Below are 14179 nucleotides of genomic sequence, written 5' to 3' on the forward strand. Positions count from 1 at the left end.
CCGTGCAACCTTTCCCGCTTCCCATGCTTCCTATTGTCGGGAGATCATCCTTCCCGACCGTGCCGGACGAGAGAGGTTGAACGGGGATGGCGGAACAGGACGACTGGGAACGCGAGTTCGATCACACCTGGGCGAACTCCGCCGAGCACAAGGAGCCCTCCGCCCGGGCCCGGATGCTCGCCGCCCGCTGGAAGGAGAACCCGCCGGCGCCGGCGCCCTTCCGTGCCGACCCGGACCCGGTGCCGCGCCGGTCCTCCTGGGTCTCGACGGCCGTGGTGCTCGGCTGCGTGGCCGCGGTCATCGTGCTGCTGGGGTACGCGCAGATGCGCTCTCCGTACTGACCCTTTGCCCCGCCTAGAGCGGTTCCGGACCACTTCATGGGAGTCGGCAGGTGCACACTGGACAGCGGGACGAGTGCCTGACTGCGGGGTGATGCAAGATGCAGAGCCGGTTCCGGAGCGATCGGCGGCTGACCGTGCGCATGGGTCTCACGCTGTTCCTGCTCGGGCTGCTGTACGTGGGTTTCGTCGCCGCGCTGATCGTGCTGCTGAAGTCCTGGGTGCTGGTCGCCGTTCTGATCGGGGCGCTGTTCGTGGCGCAGTTCTGGTTCTCCGACCGGATCGCGATGTTCGCCATGCGCGGGCGGGTCGTGGAGCGGGAGGAGTATCCCGGGCTGCACGCCGTGGTCGACCGGCTGTGCGCGATCGCGGACCTGCCCAAGCCGGTGGTCGCCGTGTCCGAGATGGACATGCCGAACGCGTTCGCGACCGGGCGCAGCGCCGAGCACGCGGTGGTCTGCGTGACCACCGGGCTGCTGCGCCGGCTGGACCCGGCGGAGCTGGAGGGCGTGATCGCGCACGAGCTGTCGCACGTGCGGCACAAGGACGTCGCCGTGATCACCGTCGCGTCGTTCCTCGGGGTGCTCGCGGGCCTGATCGTGCGGTTCGCCTTCTACTCCCAGGTCTTCGGCTCGGGCCGCCGGGACCAGAACACCGCCGCCGTCTTCGCCGCGGTCCTGGGCGTCTCGGCGGCCGTGTACGCGATCAGCTTCCTGCTGATCCGGTCGCTGTCCCGGTACCGGGAGCTGGCGGCCGACCGGGCCGCGGCGCATCTGACCGGCCGGCCCTCGGCGCTGGCGGCGGCGCTCACCAAGGTGTCCGGGGAGATCGCGCGCATCCCCACCAAGGACCTGCGCACGGCCCAGGCGTTCAACGCGTTCTACTTCACCCCGGCGACCGGCCGGGAGCCCGGCATCGAGCGGTTCTTCTCCACGCACCCGACCCTGGAGCAGCGGCTGGAGCAGCTGGGCCGGATCTCGGCGGAGCTGGGTGAGGCCGCCACCCCGGGGAAGGCGGGCTGACCGGTGGGGCTGCTGGACATCCTGCTGGGCCGTACGAAGCCGGTCGCGCCCGATCTCGACCAGCTGTTCGCGCTGCCGTCGGCGGCCGTGACGCTGGAGGCGGCGGCGGGTTTCACGCCGACCGGGGGCGGGGCGGTGTGCTTCGCCACGGTGGAGGGCGCGGCCTTCGAGCAGATGCACCGTGAGGTGCAGGCGCTGCTGGACGCGGACACCGACCGGACCGGCCCGCCGGTGGAGCTGCGCCGGGACGCCTACGGCTACTCCTGGCTGGTGTCCCAGCGCTCCCCCGACCAGCTGCCCGAGCTGGTCAACGACCTGCACGCGGTGAACAGTTCGCTGGAGGTCAACGGCTTCGGCCCGCAGCTGCTGTGCTCGCTCGCCGGGTTCACGGACGGCACCGGCCGGAAGCTGGCGCTCGTCTACCTCTACAAGCGCGGCACGTTCTACCCGTTCGCCCCGCTGCCCGGTGCCGCCGAGCGGCGGGACACCGCGCTGGAGCTCCAGCTGAAGGCCACGCTCGACAACGACCTGCGGATCGAGCAGGACCTGGGCCGCTGGTTCCCGGTGTGGGGCGCCCCCGGCCTGTGACGGCCGGCGACGCCCCCGCGCCCGCTCACTTCCGGCTCTTCTCCCGCTCCTGCCGCCGGGCCTCGAAGGGCCGCTCGCGGCGGTAGCGGCGCTCCCACCTGGCCTGCCGGTCCCGGCGGTCCCGGTACGCCCGGTAGCTGTCGGGCACCGCGCCGGTGCCGGTTCCGGTGGGCGGGGTGGTGCCGGGCGAGCCACGGCCGTGCGTCGCGTACAGATACAGCAGGGCCACGGCCGCGAGCCACCAGAGGTGGTGTCCGATTCCGAGGATCACCAGGACGACGGTCCCGGTCGCGAGAATGCCACGCATGACGGACCTCCGCGGGTGAGTCGAGGGGATTTGCTTCCGTTTGCCCAGCGTAGGGAGGCCGTCACGAGGGGTGCACCCGGTTTTTCGGGGCGCCGGTGCCGGCCGGCGCCGGCCCTGCCCGGTCCCGCGCGCGTTGTCAGTGGCACCGGCGACCATGGCGAGGACGCATCGTGAGCCGGAGGGGAGAGCGGTATGGCGGAGGAACGGCGGTACATCGGCGTGGCGGAGCGGCAGGCGCGGCTGGCGGTGCGGCACCGGCTGGCCGGGGCGGCACGGGCGGCGGCACCCGAGGACGTCGCGGCCTCCCTGGTCGCCCTGCACGGCTCGGACCCGGCGACCGTGCACCTGGCGGTGGCCGCCCGGCTGACCGACCCGGCGAAGGCGGTACGGGAGACGGAGCGGGCGCTGTACGAGGACCGCACGCTGGTGCGGATGCACGGCATGCGCCACACGGTCTTCGTGTTCCCGGCGGACCTGACGGCCGTCGTCCACGCCTCGACGGGCCTCGTGGTGGCCGCCCGGGAGCGCGCGGCCCTGCTGCGGGACATGGCGAGCGCGGGTGCCCCGGACGCGGCCTGGCTGGCGGAGGTCGAGGAGGCCGCGCTCGCCGCGCTGGCCCGGCGCGGCCAGGCGACGGCGGCGGAGCTGGCGGCTGACGAGCCCCGCCTGCGCGAGCGGTTCGTCCACGCGGCCGGGAAGAGCTACGAGGGCGTCCACACGGTCTCGACCCGCCTGCTGCGCGTGCTGGGCCTGGAGGGCAAGGTGGTCCGGGGCCGCCCGCTCGGCTCCTGGACGTCGAGCCAGTTCCGCTGGGCGCCGGCGCCGCCCCACCCCGAACTGGACGCGGCCGAGGCCCAGGCGGCCCTGCTGCGCCACTGGCTGCGGGCGTGCGGCCCGGCGACCGAGGCGGACCTGAAGTGGTGGACGGGCTGGCCGGTCAGGGAGGTCCGCCGCGCGCTGGCGGCGATCGGCGCCGAGGAGGTCCGCCTGGACGAGGGCACCGGATACGTCGGTGCCGGGGACGCGGAGCCGGTGGCGGCTCCCGGCGCGCCCTGGGCGGCACTGCTGCCCGCCCTGGATCCCACGGCCATGGCGTGGCAGCAGCGGGACTGGTATCTGGACCCGGCGCTGCGTCCCCTGCTCTTCGACCGCAGCGGCAACGTCGGTCCGACGGTGTGGTGGAACGGCCGCGTGGTGGGGGGCTGGGCCCAGCGCGCGGACGGCGAGATCGTCTGGCGGATCCCCGAGGAGGGCGTCCGCCGGGAGGCCGCGGCGGAGGTCGCCGTGGAGGCGGAACGCCTGCGCGCCTGGCTGGGCGCCGCCCGGATCACCCCGCGCTTCCGGACGCCGCTGGAGCGGGAGCTGACGGCGTGACGGTGCCGGGTGCCCCGCGCCGGTGACGCGGGGCACCCGGCGTCAGGGCCGGCTCAGCGCGCGTACCGCATCAGTGCCCGCACCATGTGGCAGGTGGTGTCGGACGGCGGGCGCATCCCGATCCGCTCCGCCGTGCTGCGGATCGTCTCGTTCCGGGCCTGGCCCGGGAGATACACCCCGGAGTCGAGCAGGGCTATGGCCAGGCGCATGGCCTTCAGACGCCGGTTGTGGGCGACGTACCACTCGCGCGGCCGTCCGGCCGGCAGCGGTCGCTTCGCCACGGGCTCGTAGGGCGAGTCGAACAGCACGGGACGGGTGGCGGTGGACTGGGTCGGCAACGGCTTCGGCTTCAGGGCGGCAGCGGGCACAGGCATCCTCCTGTCGCGGTCAGGGCACGCACCGGGGTCCGGCGCGCACCCTCGAACACTGCTTCTATTCTACGGGCCACCACTGACAAAAGCCCCTGGCCACAAGGGCTTTCGGGGCTCCAGTGACGGGGGTGCCGAACGGTTTTCGCGTACCGTGTGCGGCATGGAGATCTGGATCAACCCCGCGTGTTCCAAGTGCCGCAGCGCGATCAGCCTGCTCGACGCAGAGGGGGCGGAGTACACCGTCCGGCGTTACCTGGAGGACGTGCCGAGCGCCGACGAGATCAGGGCCGTGCTCGACCGGCTGCGGCTCGAACCGTGGGACATCACCCGCACCCAGGAGCCGGTCGCCAAGGAGCTGGGGCTCAAGGAGTGGCCGCGGGACGACAGCGCGCGGGACCGCTGGATCGCGGCGCTCGCCGAGCACCCCAAGCTGATCCAGCGCCCGATCATCACGGCGGACGACGGCACGACGCTGGTGGCCCGCAGTGAGGAGGCCGTACGCGAGGCCCTCTCCCACAGCGGCAAGGGCTGAGGGCAGGTCAACTGCGGCGTGACGCAGGTCACTTCACTGACTCCTGTAACCGCTGAGTAACCTCGTTCGGTATCTCGTACATAGCGGCGTACGCTCCCCTACCTCTTCAGGAGGCGCGCATGTCGCGCAGGAGAACTCTCGGTACGAAGAAGAAGCTCGCGCTGCTCGTCAGCGCCGCGGCGGTGGCGGGCGGTGGGGCGTTCGCCCTGGCGTCCACCTCGAACGCCGCGCAGAGCCCGCAGAACGCCAAGACGCTGTCCGCCGGGGACTCGACCGTCTGCCAGGGGCTGGCCACGGCCCTCGGCAACAACGAGAGGTTCATCGCGGACCAGAAGGCGAAACCGGACGCGCAGTCGGCGGCCCGGATCGCCAACCGGCAGGCGGTCATCGAGCAGATCAAGGTCCAGCAGAAGGCGTCCGGTTGCACCGTTGGGGAGTCGGCTCAGGGCTCCCAGGCGGCGCAGGGCGGCGACGCCGGGCAGGCCGCGGGCCAGCAGGGTGCCGGTCAGCAGGCCGGTGACGCCCAGCAGGGTGCCGGTGCCGGTCAGCAGGCGGCCGGTGAGCAGGTCTGCAAGGGCTCCACCGTGACGCTCTCCGGCGAGGGCGGCGCCCCGGCCGCGTCCAGCAACCAGTTCCCGGCGGGGACGACCCTGAAGGTCACCAACCTGGACAACAACAAGTCCACCACGGTGAAGGTGACGTCCGTCTCCGGCAGTTGCGTCCTGCTGAACAACGCCGCCTTCGAACAGGTCCGGGAACCGGGCAAGTTCCTCATCCGGCGCGCGGTGATCGAGAAGGTGGGGTGAGGTTCAGGGAGCCGACAAAAAGCCGGTGAGGTGGCGGATCAGGGCCGGCGGTGCCGTCTGCGGCAGCGCGTGGTGGGAGACGTCCGGCAGGACGGCCGTCTCCACGTGCGGCAGCAGCGCACCGGCCCGCGCCACCACCTCATGAGGGTCGTGGGTCCTGCTGTTCGCGGCCACGAGCAGCAGGACCGGCACCCCGAGGGCGCGCAGCGCGTCGGGCTCGGGCCGGGGTTCGGTCACCGGTTTCGCGGCCGGGAAGCCGGCGGCGGCCTCCTGGAGGGCCAGCCAGTCGGGGTCGAGCGCCGCTCCCCCGGTCTCCCACTCCAGGAAGGCGCGGATCCGCCGGGGCGCGGGCCGCAGCAGCATCGGCAGCGCGTGCAGCAGGTACGCCGTCTTGAACCCGGCGAAGCACTGGGTCGGGTCCAGGAGGAACAGACGGCGCACCCGCGCGGGCGCGCGCAGCGCGTGGTGCAGGGCGATCCAGCCGCCGTAGGAGTGGCCGCCGAGGTCGGTGACGGCCACGCCGAGGCCGTCCAGGACGGCGTCCAGCCAGTCGGCCAGGTCGGCGACCGTACGGGGGTGGCGGTCGCCGGCCCGGCTCAGCCCGGGGGCGCCGGGCAGGTCCACGGCGTGCACCCGGCGGATCCGGGAGAGGTCGGCGGCCTGTGCGTACCAGGAGGCGGAGGTCGCCCCTCCGCCGCCCGGGAGCAGGACCAGCGGCGGCGCGTCGCGCGGGCCGCAGACGGTGACGTGGGCCTCGCCGAAGGGCGTGGCGACGGTCAGCGCCTCGCGGTCGGCGGGCCACTTCGCCATCACCTTGTCGTACGCAACCCGGTATGCCGCACGGTCGTGTCCGGCCATGGCGCCGCCCCCTATCATCTCGCTCAGCAAGATATTCGCCGAGCGAGATGATAGCCGGGAGGCTCCGCGTGTCCACCCCGCCCGCCCCGTCCGGCCCCGCCCCGGGGCCGGAGCTGGAGATCGTCCACCTGCTGCGCGCCGTCACCGTCGAACTCGGCCTGCACAGCGCCCGGTTCGCGCACCGCAACGGCATGCACCCCACGGACGTGCGCGCCCTGATCGCGCTCATGGACGCGCGGCGCGCCGGCGAGGAGATGAGCGCCGGGCGGCTCGGCGGCGTGCTCGGGCTCAATTCGGCGGGTACGACCGCTCTGGTCGACCGGCTGGAGGGGGCCGGGCTGGTGCGCCGGGTGCGCGGCGCGCGCGACCGGCGCAGGGTCGTGATCGAGGTGGAGGACCGCGCGATGGAGCTGGGCTGGGCGTTCTTCGGGCCGCTGATCGAGCGGTCGGTGGAGCTGCTGCGCGGCTGCGACGACCATCAGCTGGCGGCGATCCGGGGCTTCCTCACCGGCGTACGGGAGGCCGCCGCCGGAGCGCAGTGAGCGGCCTCTCCGTCCCCCCGCGCGGCCTCACCGGGTGAACCGGGACACAGAACCACCGGGTAACACGGGGTTCACAGTGGAGCAATGGCCGGGAAACGGCCTGTTGACAGGCTGCCGGGCAGATCGAGCGGCGTACCGGTGCCGCAGCGCCGCAGCACCCGCCCGTGCACCCGACCCACCCCCGAAGGATGTGGCCCCGTGACCTTCAAGGCTGAGTACATCTGGATCGACGGCACCGCGCCGACGGCCAAGCTGCGTTCCAAGACGAAGATCATCACGGGTGCCCCGGCCGGTCTCGACGCGCTGCCGGTCTGGGGCTTCGACGGCTCGTCCACCAACCAGGCCGAGGGCCACTCCTCGGACTGCGTGCTCAAGCCGGTCTTCACCTGCCCCGACCCGATCCGCGGCGGCGACGACGTGCTGGTGCTGTGCGAGGTGCTGGACACCGACATGCGGCCGCACCCGTCCAACACGCGGGCCGCGCTGGTCGAGGTCGCCGAGCGGTTCGCCGCGCAGGAGCCGGTCTTCGGCATCGAGCAGGAGTACACCTTCTTCGACGGCTCCCGCCCGCTGGGCTTCCCGGAGGGCGGCTTCCCGGCCCCGCAGGGCGGCTACTACTGCGGTGTCGGCGCCGACGAGATCTTCGGCCGGGAGATCGTCGAGGCGCACCTGGAGAACTGCCTGAAGGCCGGTCTCGGCATCTCCGGCATCAACGCCGAGGTCATGCCGGGCCAGTGGGAGTTCCAGGTCGGCCCGCTCGCCCCGCTGGAGGTCTCCGACCAGCTGTGGGTGGCCCGCTGGCTGCTGTACCGCACCGCCGAGGACTTCGGCGTCTCCGCGACCCTGGACCCCAAGCCGGTCAAGGGCGACTGGAACGGCGCGGGCGCGCACACCAACTTCTCCACCAAGGCCATGCGCGAGGGGTACGACGCGATCATCACCGCGTGCGAGTCGCTCGGCGAGGGCTCCAAGCCGCTGGACCACGTGAAGAACTACGGCGCCGGCATCGACGAGCGCCTGACCGGCCTGCACGAGACCGCCCCCTGGGACAAGTACTCCTACGGCGTCTCCGACCGCGGCGCCTCGGTGCGCATCCCGTGGCAGGTCCAGAAGGACGGCAAGGGCTACATCGAGGACCGCCGTCCGAACGCCAACGTCGACCCGTACGTGGTGACCCGCCTGCTGGTGGACACCTGCTGCACCGCGCTGGAGAAGGCCGGCCAGGTCTGATCCCTTCCACCGCCTCCGAGGGGCGCCCGCCGTCACGGTGGGCGCCCCTCGCGCGCGTCGGGTGCCGTCCGCCCCGCGCCGTTGTCCGGCCAGTGAGACGGCGATCCGGCCACCGCCGGGCCGAGACAAGCCGCTGACCAGCGCGTGAAGTCGGGGTTCGGGGCGGACGCAACGTCAATTTCACGCCAAGGAAGCGTCCAAGCAGTGAGAGAAGGGTCCTGCCCGGCGCACCCCTCTGCTTCAATGGACGCATGGCCAGCTTCCAGCAGATCACCGCGACGGGTCGCCACGACCTCGAGCCGTTCTGGCCTTCCCGTCAGCACCACGACTTCGACCGTGTGTGTTGCCCCGCGAGGAACGCGCGGGCCCTCTAAAGCCGTACACCCCGGCCTTCGGCCAGCGCGGAACGACGTACGTCCTCCGGCGCGCCCGACCACGAATCGCGGCCGCCGCACCTTCCGACGAACTCCTCGCGCGAAAGAGCTGACCTCTCATGGCGACCTCCCGTTCCCTGTCCACCGCCACCCTGACCTCCCCCGCCGCGAACGGCAGCCGGCACCGGCTGCGCGCCGTCGACCGGGACGAGGTGGTGGACGTCGCGGACTTCCTGCCGCCCGGCGCCACCTGGCTGCCCGCGCCGCAGCACACCCTGCCCACCCTGCCGGGGCAGCCGCCGATGGTCGGCTACCTGGTGCTCGTGCCGGCCGACCAGCGGCCCCCGTTCCTGCCGGTGGCGGTCCAGGACCAGCCGGAGGACGAGGCGGCCCCCGGCACCGAACCGCTGGTGCGGATCGACTCCGTGCGGCGCACCGCCAGCGTCGACGGCCGTGAACTCGACCTGACCTACCTGGAGTTCGAGCTGCTGGCCCACCTGGTGGCGCACCCGCACCGGGTGCACACCCGCGACCAGCTGGTCACCACGGTGTGGGGTTACGGCCATGTCGGCGACGGCCGCACCGTCGACGTCCACATCGCCCGGCTGCGCCGCAAGCTGGGCGCCGAGCACCGCCAGGCCATCCAGACGGTGCGCCGGGTCGGCTACAAGTACACGCCGCCCACCACCCGCTGACCGCTCCCCTCCTCCGGCGAGGCCGCGGGCACCGGTGACCCCGCGCCCGGCTGCCGCCGGTCGTTCTGCCCTCGGCAGAGCCCCGCGCCGCCACGGCCCCGGACCGTGCACGATGCCGGCATGAGACTTCTCGTGCTGGGCGGAACGGAGTTCGTGGGGCGGGCCGTCGTGGAGGCCGCGCTCGGACGCGGCTGGGAGGTGACCGTCTTCCACCGGGGACGGCACCGCCCCCCGGCCGGGGTGCGGTCGTTGCACGGCGACCGCACGGCGCCCGACGGCCTCGCCGCCCTCGCCGCGGCCGGCGGCGGAAGCGGCGAGGAGTGGGACGCCGTGGTGGACACCTGGTCGGCCGCCCCGCGCGCCGTGCACGAGGCGGCCCGGCTGCTGCGCGGCCGGGCCGGGCGGTACGCGTACGTCTCCAGCCGGTCGGTGTACGCCTGGCCCTGGCCGCGCGGCGGCACGGAGGACGCCCCGCTGGTCGAGGGAGCCGCCGCGGACGCCGGGGCGACGGACTACGCGCGGGACAAGCGGGGCGGCGAACTGGCCGCCGTCGGGGCCTTCGGCGCGGCGGACTCGCTGCTGGTCCGGGCCGGACTGATCCTCGGCCCGTACGAGAACGTCGGCCGGCTGCCCTGGTGGCTGACCCGGATCGCCCGGGGCGGCCCGGTCCTGGCCCCCGGCCCGCGCGGACTGCCGGTGCAGTACGTCGACGTGCGCGACCTCGCCGCGTGGCTGCTCGGCGCGCTGGAGCGCGGGCTGTCCGGCCCGTACAACCTGGTGAGCCCGCCCGGCCACACCACCATGGGCGAGCTGCTCCAGGCCTGCCTGCGGGTCACCGGCGCGGACGCGGAGCTGCGCTGGACCGACCCGGAGGTGATCCTCCAGGCCGGGATCGAGCCCTGGACCGAGCTGCCGGTGTGGGTGCCGCCGGGCGGCGAGATGTACGACGCCGTGCACGGCGCGGACGTGTCGCGTGCGGTGGCCACGGGGCTGGTGTGCCGGCCGGTGGGCGAGACGGTCACGGACACCTGGCGGTGGCTGACGCGGATCGGCGGCAGCGCGCCCCAGCGCCCGGACCGGCCCCGCACGTACCTGGACCCGGAGACGGAGGCGAAGCTGCTGGCGCGGGCCGGCGGTGCACCCGGCACCACCCTCCCGGAGGGGTCCTCGGACGCCTGAACCTCACCGAGAACGGCAGGGAGCCGGGCGGGAGGTGTGCTTCACCGTGTCGAGGGCCAGCGCGGTGAGCCCGGCCGCGAGCGAGACCAGCGCGCCGAGCAGGAGGGCCGTGCGGGTGCCGTGGTGGGCCGCGATCCAGCCGGTCAGTGTGGCGCCCAGCGGGGTGGAGCCCTGGAGGAGCAGGGTGTACAGGGCCAGCACGCGGCCCCGGTGGCTCGGTGCCGAGCCCAGCTGGAGACGGTGGTTGACGGCCTGGGTGAAGTACAGCGTGGTGTACCCCGTGACGACCAGCAGGGCCAGGGCGGCCGTCCGGCCGGGGGCGAGCGCCGTCAGGGACTCCGCGGTGCCGAAGGCGACGGCCGCGCCGGCCACCAGCCGGGCCGAGGGGCGGGTACGGCGGCCCGTACCGGCCAGCGCGCACAGCAGCGACCCGACGGCGACGGCCGAGGTGAACAGGCCGAAGGAGCCGGCGCCCGCGTGGAAGACGGTCTTGGCTAGCAGGGGCAGGGTCAGCTGGAAGTTCATGCCGGCCACGGAGACGAGGGCCAGCAGCCCGAGGGTGAGCATCAGGTCGGGGCGGGCGGCGGCATAGCGCAGGGCGCCGACGGTCCGGTCCTGCTGCGGGCCGCTGCCGCTCCGGCGCAGCTCCGCCGGGCGCATCAGGGCGAGTGCGGCCACGGTGGCCAGGTAGCTGACCGCGTTGACCAGCAGCACCGGACCGGCCCCGAGCCAGGTGAGCGCCACACCGCCCAGGGCGGGGCCGCAGATCCGGGCGATGTTGAAGTAGGCGGCGCTCAGCGCCGAGGCGTTCGGCAGCAGCTCCGGGCCCACCATCTCCTGTACGAACGACATCCGGGCCGGCGTCTCGACGGCGTTGACGACGCCGAGGCAGCAGGCGGCGGCGCACACGTGCCACACCCGCACGGCGCCCGCCAGGACCAGCGGGGCCAGGGCCAGGGACAGCGCGCCCGCGGTGAGGTTCGCCGTGATGAGGATCCTGCGCTTGTCGTGGCGGTCGGCGAGCCGGCCGCCGTACAGGGTGAGCAGCAGCATGGGCAGGAACTGCAGAGCGGTGACCAGCCCCAGCACGGTGGGCGAGTCGTCGCTGAGGGAGAGCACCAGCCAGTCCTGGGTGACGACCATCATCCAGGTGCCCATGACGGAGACGAGCTGGCCGGTGAAGAACAGCCGGAAGGTGCGGACCCGCAGGGACCGGGCGACCGCGCCGCGGCGGGACGCCGGCCGGGTCTCCGTGGCCTGCCGTGTCACGCCGTGGCCAGTTCACGCCGGGCGAGCAGTTCCTCCGCGAAGGCGAGGGCGCGCAGATGATAGGACCGGGCGGCCCAGCCGAGGCTGATGTTGTGCCCGGCGTCCGGCTGGTGGTGCACGCTCACCGTGGTCGACCGCAGATGCGCGGCCATCTCCGCCAGCGTGTCGGGATCGCAGCGCCACCAGCCCTCGTACTCGGCGAAGGTCAGCCGTACGGGCACCCGCACCCGGGCGGCGATGCCGGGGAAGAACTCCGCCCACTGCCGCAGCTCGCGCTCCTCCGCCGCGGGCATGGGCGCCACCAGGGGCCGGCTGAAGCGGAAGCTGTTCGGGGGGTAGAGCCGGAGCGGACCCCAGTGCCGTTTCCACGCGGTCCGGCCGTGCGGGGAGGGGGCGTCCGGCAGGTCGGCGGCGTAGCGGTGGCCGCAGCCCGAGACGTCCAGCCCGATGAGCCGCCCGCGCACGTCGTCGGCCGCCGCGGTGAGCGCCACCTTGCCGCCGAAGGAGTGCGCCACCAGCAGGAAGCCCGCGCCGGTCGGAAACCGCCGGGAGTAGTCGTCCAGGGCCGCGTGCAGCGTGGCCGACTGCTCGGTGAGGCACTGGCCGTGCGGCACCTGCAGGACGGAGCTGCCGTATCCGGGGCGGTCCAGGCTGAGCACCGCGAAGCCGAGGCTCGCGCCCAGCCGCAGCAGGGACAGGCTCGGGTGGGCCTGCCCGTCGAAGTACCCGGCGGTCATGCCCCCGCCGTGCACGGCGACCACCACCGCCCGGGGCGGCTGCTCGGCCGGCTCGATGTGCAGCCCGGACAGGGGGATGCCCTCCCCGTCGAGGAGGATCTCCGCGACGCCCGACGTCCTGGATCTGGGGCTACGTTCCATGCCTTCACCCTCACCTCTGCCTTGGGTCCCTGCCTGCCTTTCCCGCTCAGACCGTGTACGGGCGCCGGTCGCGGGCCTGGCGGAGCGCGACCGCCCACCACACCAGCCGGCCGAACATGGTCTTCGCCGCCGCCTCGGCACCGGGTACGTCCCGCGGGTTGCCGTCCGCGTCGAAGTGGGCGCGGACGTCCGCGAAGCTGACACCGTCCCGCAGGGTGGCCACATGCAGCTCGGCGAAGGTCTGGCGCAGCTGCTCCACGGCGCGCAGGCCCCGGGACCGGCCGCCGTAGGAGACGAACGAGACCGGTTTGCCGCGCCACTGCGTCGGATGCCAGTCGATGACGCTCTTCAGGCTGGCGGGGCAGCCGTGGTTGTACTCGGCGGTGACGACGACGTACGCGTCCGCCGCCTCGATCCGTGCCGCGACCTCGTCGAGCCGCCGCCGCGCCCCGGCCGCCCGCGCCGGGGAGACGACAGCCGGCAGGTCCGCCTCCACCGCGTCGATGACGTCCACCCGGAACGCGCCGTACTGCCGGGCCTGCCGGGCCAGCCAGTGGGTGACGAGCGGGCCGGACGCGCTCTCCGGCGGACTGCTGGTGATCACTGCGAGACGCAGGGGGTCTTCGGACACGGCCGGCCTCTTTCGACATCGACTACGGGGAACTCGCCTGCTCGGACGGGTGGGTGGGACACGGCGGCGACCGCGACGGGGGCGGCCGAACGGCGGCCGGCGGTGCCGGGCGCGGCACGTTCGCCGGCCAGCATCAGCAGGCCCGTGGTCGCCGCGCCGGCCGCCGAGGCCACGCAGAACAGTCCGGCCGTGCCGTAGCGGAAGCCGTCGTCCAGCGCGGTGACACCGATCAGGGCGGCGACGGCCGGGTTGACCAGGGTCGCCGTGACCAGCGGGACGACGAGTCCGCCGCCGCGGTACGAGGCCTGCGAGGCGACCAGACCCGCCACGGCCATGAGGGCCGTCAGCGCCACGTTGACCGCCTCGGCTCGCGGGGCCAGCACGCCCCAGCCGTCGACGACCGCCTTGGTGTGCACCGAGGCGATGCCGAAGGCGACACCGGCCGCCGTGGCGAGCACCGCGCTGCGCCCGGCCGCCCAGCGCACCCGGGCGGTGAGACCGGCCAGCGCCGCCAGCCCCGCGCAGCCCAGCGCGGCGATCAGGACCTGGTCCCGGCCGGACGGTACGACGCCCGGTCCGGCCTCGACCAGCGAGCCGAGCCCGGCCAGTCCGGCGGAGACCAGTCCCGCACCGGCCCACACGGTCCGCCCGGCCGCCCGGCGTTCCCGGCCGAACGCGGCGACGGCCAGGGCGAAGACGACGGTCAGCACGCCGAGTGGCTGCACCAGCGTCAACGGGCCCCACCGCAGGGCGAGCACGTGCAGCAGCGCGCCACCGCCGTTCAGCGTCAGCGACGCCCACCACGGCCCGGAGCGCAGGGCCCCGGCCGGCCGCCGTGGGGCGGCGGCGGCGCGCTCCTGGAGGAGCGCCGCCAGCGCGTAGGACAGCGCCGAGACCAGGCACAGCAGCACGGACAGCGCCATCGGTTCAGTCCCTGATCTCGCAGATGGCGGCGCCCGAGGTGACGGAGGCACCGACCGTGGCGCCGAGATCCTTGACGGTGCCGGCTTTGTGGGCGTTGAGGGGCTGTTCCATCTTCATGGCTTCCAGGACGACGACCAGGTCGCCTTCCTTGACCTCCTGGCCCTCCTCGACGGCGATCTTCACGATCGTGCCCTGCATGGGCGAGGCGAGGGTGTCGCCCGAGGCGACGGGGCCGGACTTCTTCGCCGCGCGGCGCTTGGG

18 protein-coding genes are annotated in these 14179 nt (G+C 73.8%); 10 read left to right on the plus strand and 8 right to left on the minus strand.

The genetic code is table 11. The features are described from left to right. The first annotated feature begins 86 nt into the window (after window positions 1-86). The 3 genes from ABZV94_RS21470 (at window position 87) to ABZV94_RS21480 (ending at window position 1948) form a co-directional block, all read left to right on the plus strand. Window positions 87-341 carry a hypothetical protein gene (locus ABZV94_RS21470; protein ID WP_356342432.1) on the plus strand — a complete coding sequence of 85 codons (255 nt, stop codon included), beginning with the start codon at window positions 87-89 and terminating at the stop codon, window positions 339-341. Window positions 342-439: 98 nt separating this feature from the next. Beyond that, window positions 440-1360: a zinc metalloprotease HtpX gene (gene htpX / locus ABZV94_RS21475; RefSeq protein WP_356342434.1), complete on the plus strand. Its 921-nt coding sequence runs from the start codon at window positions 440-442 to the stop codon at window positions 1358-1360. Between the two features lie 3 nt (window positions 1361-1363). Next, window positions 1364-1948, plus strand: coding sequence for a hypothetical protein (locus ABZV94_RS21480; RefSeq protein ID WP_356342436.1), 585 nt, complete (start codon window positions 1364-1366; stop codon window positions 1946-1948). Between the two features lie 25 nt (window positions 1949-1973). On the opposite strand, the gene ABZV94_RS21485 is transcribed toward ABZV94_RS21480, so the two are convergent. Next, window positions 1974-2255: a hypothetical protein gene (locus ABZV94_RS21485; protein ID WP_356342438.1), complete on the minus strand. Its 282-nt coding sequence runs from the start codon at window positions 2253-2255 to the stop codon at window positions 1974-1976. A gap of 192 nt (window positions 2256-2447) precedes the next feature. On the opposite strand from ABZV94_RS21485, the gene ABZV94_RS21490 reads away from it, so the two are divergent. After that, window positions 2448-3629, plus strand: coding sequence for a winged helix DNA-binding domain-containing protein (locus ABZV94_RS21490; protein ID WP_356342441.1), 1182 nt, complete (start codon window positions 2448-2450; stop codon window positions 3627-3629). Between the two features lie 53 nt (window positions 3630-3682). Here ABZV94_RS21490 and ABZV94_RS21495 read toward each other — a convergent pair whose 3' ends face one another. Beyond that, window positions 3683-3997, minus strand: coding sequence for a hypothetical protein (locus ABZV94_RS21495; RefSeq protein ID WP_356342443.1), 315 nt, complete (start codon window positions 3995-3997; stop codon window positions 3683-3685). A 163-nt stretch (window positions 3998-4160) separates the two neighbouring features. Here ABZV94_RS21495 and ABZV94_RS21500 point away from each other — a divergent pair, with 163 nt between their 5' ends. Then, window positions 4161-4532 carry an arsenate reductase family protein gene (locus ABZV94_RS21500; protein WP_356342445.1) on the plus strand — a complete coding sequence of 124 codons (372 nt, stop codon included), beginning with the start codon at window positions 4161-4163 and terminating at the stop codon, window positions 4530-4532. Window positions 4533-4651: 119 nt separating this feature from the next. Next, on the plus strand, window positions 4652-5338 hold the full coding sequence (locus tag ABZV94_RS21505) for a hypothetical protein (protein ID WP_356342447.1): 687 nt from the start codon (window positions 4652-4654) through the stop codon (window positions 5336-5338). Window positions 5339-5341: 3 nt separating this feature from the next. On the opposite strand, the gene ABZV94_RS21510 is transcribed toward ABZV94_RS21505, so the two are convergent. Next, the gene (locus tag ABZV94_RS21510) at window positions 5342-6196 is read right to left on the minus strand and encodes an alpha/beta fold hydrolase (RefSeq protein WP_356342449.1); all 855 of its coding nucleotides are present in this window, start codon (window positions 6194-6196) and stop codon (window positions 5342-5344) included. Window positions 6197-6264: 68 nt separating this feature from the next. On the opposite strand from ABZV94_RS21510, the gene ABZV94_RS21515 reads away from it, so the two are divergent. From ABZV94_RS21515 to ABZV94_RS21530, 4 genes are all read left to right on the plus strand, one after another. Continuing rightward, window positions 6265-6738 (plus strand): MarR family transcriptional regulator, encoded by a 474-nt coding sequence (locus ABZV94_RS21515; RefSeq protein WP_356342451.1) that lies wholly within the window; start codon window positions 6265-6267, stop codon window positions 6736-6738. Between the two features lie 198 nt (window positions 6739-6936). Further along, window positions 6937-7968, plus strand: coding sequence for a glutamine synthetase (gene glnII / locus ABZV94_RS21520; protein ID WP_356342453.1), 1032 nt, complete (start codon window positions 6937-6939; stop codon window positions 7966-7968). 493 nt (window positions 7969-8461) lie between these two features. Further along, complete coding sequence (locus ABZV94_RS21525; protein ID WP_356342455.1) at window positions 8462-9037, plus strand: winged helix-turn-helix domain-containing protein; 576 nt, start codon at window positions 8462-8464, stop codon at window positions 9035-9037. Between the two features lie 120 nt (window positions 9038-9157). Next, window positions 9158-10216: an NAD-dependent epimerase/dehydratase family protein gene (locus tag ABZV94_RS21530; protein WP_356342458.1), complete on the plus strand. Its 1059-nt coding sequence runs from the start codon at window positions 9158-9160 to the stop codon at window positions 10214-10216. A gap of 3 nt (window positions 10217-10219) precedes the next feature. Here ABZV94_RS21530 and ABZV94_RS21535 read toward each other — a convergent pair whose 3' ends face one another. The 5 genes from ABZV94_RS21535 to ABZV94_RS21555 form a co-directional block, all read right to left on the minus strand. Further along, window positions 10220-11485: an MFS transporter gene (locus ABZV94_RS21535; protein WP_356342461.1), complete on the minus strand. Its 1266-nt coding sequence runs from the start codon at window positions 11483-11485 to the stop codon at window positions 10220-10222. Continuing rightward, the gene (locus tag ABZV94_RS21540) at window positions 11482-12363 is read right to left on the minus strand and encodes an alpha/beta fold hydrolase (protein WP_356342463.1); all 882 of its coding nucleotides are present in this window, start codon (window positions 12361-12363) and stop codon (window positions 11482-11484) included. The genes ABZV94_RS21535 and ABZV94_RS21540 overlap by 4 nt, the downstream gene beginning before the upstream one ends. Window positions 12364-12409: 46 nt before the next feature. Further along, window positions 12410-12994, minus strand: coding sequence for an NAD(P)H-dependent oxidoreductase (locus tag ABZV94_RS21545; RefSeq protein WP_356342466.1), 585 nt, complete (start codon window positions 12992-12994; stop codon window positions 12410-12412). Next, window positions 12964-13917 carry a DMT family transporter gene (locus tag ABZV94_RS21550; RefSeq protein WP_356342468.1) on the minus strand — a complete coding sequence of 318 codons (954 nt, stop codon included), beginning with the start codon at window positions 13915-13917 and terminating at the stop codon, window positions 12964-12966. The genes ABZV94_RS21545 and ABZV94_RS21550 overlap by 31 nt, the downstream gene beginning before the upstream one ends. Before the next feature lie 4 nt (window positions 13918-13921). Next, on the minus strand, window positions 13922-14179 hold a 258-nt coding region (locus ABZV94_RS21555), incomplete at its 5' end, for a biotin/lipoyl-containing protein (protein WP_356342471.1).

The organism is Streptomyces sp. NPDC004658 (genome assembly GCF_040609555.1).
Classification (GTDB): domain Bacteria; phylum Actinomycetota; class Actinomycetes; order Streptomycetales; family Streptomycetaceae; genus Streptomyces.

What these genes read in the sequence shown, in the direction of transcription:
- ABZV94_RS21470 (WP_356342432.1), top strand. Translation starts at nt 87, where the DNA reads ATGGCGGAACAGGACGACTGGGAACGCGAGTTCGATCACACCTGGGCG.
- ABZV94_RS21530 (WP_356342458.1), top strand. Translation starts at nt 9,158, where the DNA reads ATGAGACTTCTCGTGCTGGGCGGAACGGAGTTCGTGGGGCGGGCCGTC.
- ABZV94_RS21540 (WP_356342463.1), bottom strand. Translation starts at nt 12,363, where the DNA reads ATGGAACGTAGCCCCAGATCCAGGACGTCGGGCGTCGCGGAGATCCTC.
- ABZV94_RS21500 (WP_356342445.1), top strand. Translation starts at nt 4,161, where the DNA reads ATGGAGATCTGGATCAACCCCGCGTGTTCCAAGTGCCGCAGCGCGATC.
- ABZV94_RS21550 (WP_356342468.1), bottom strand. Translation starts at nt 13,917, where the DNA reads ATGGCGCTGTCCGTGCTGCTGTGCCTGGTCTCGGCGCTGTCCTACGCG.
- ABZV94_RS21510 (WP_356342449.1), bottom strand. Translation starts at nt 6,196, where the DNA reads ATGGCCGGACACGACCGTGCGGCATACCGGGTTGCGTACGACAAGGTG.
- ABZV94_RS21505 (WP_356342447.1), top strand. Translation starts at nt 4,652, where the DNA reads ATGTCGCGCAGGAGAACTCTCGGTACGAAGAAGAAGCTCGCGCTGCTC.
- ABZV94_RS21525 (WP_356342455.1), top strand. Translation starts at nt 8,462, where the DNA reads ATGGCGACCTCCCGTTCCCTGTCCACCGCCACCCTGACCTCCCCCGCC.
- ABZV94_RS21490 (WP_356342441.1), top strand. Translation starts at nt 2,448, where the DNA reads ATGGCGGAGGAACGGCGGTACATCGGCGTGGCGGAGCGGCAGGCGCGG.
- htpX (WP_356342434.1), top strand. Translation starts at nt 440, where the DNA reads ATGCAGAGCCGGTTCCGGAGCGATCGGCGGCTGACCGTGCGCATGGGT.
- ABZV94_RS21485 (WP_356342438.1), bottom strand. Translation starts at nt 2,255, where the DNA reads ATGCGTGGCATTCTCGCGACCGGGACCGTCGTCCTGGTGATCCTCGGA.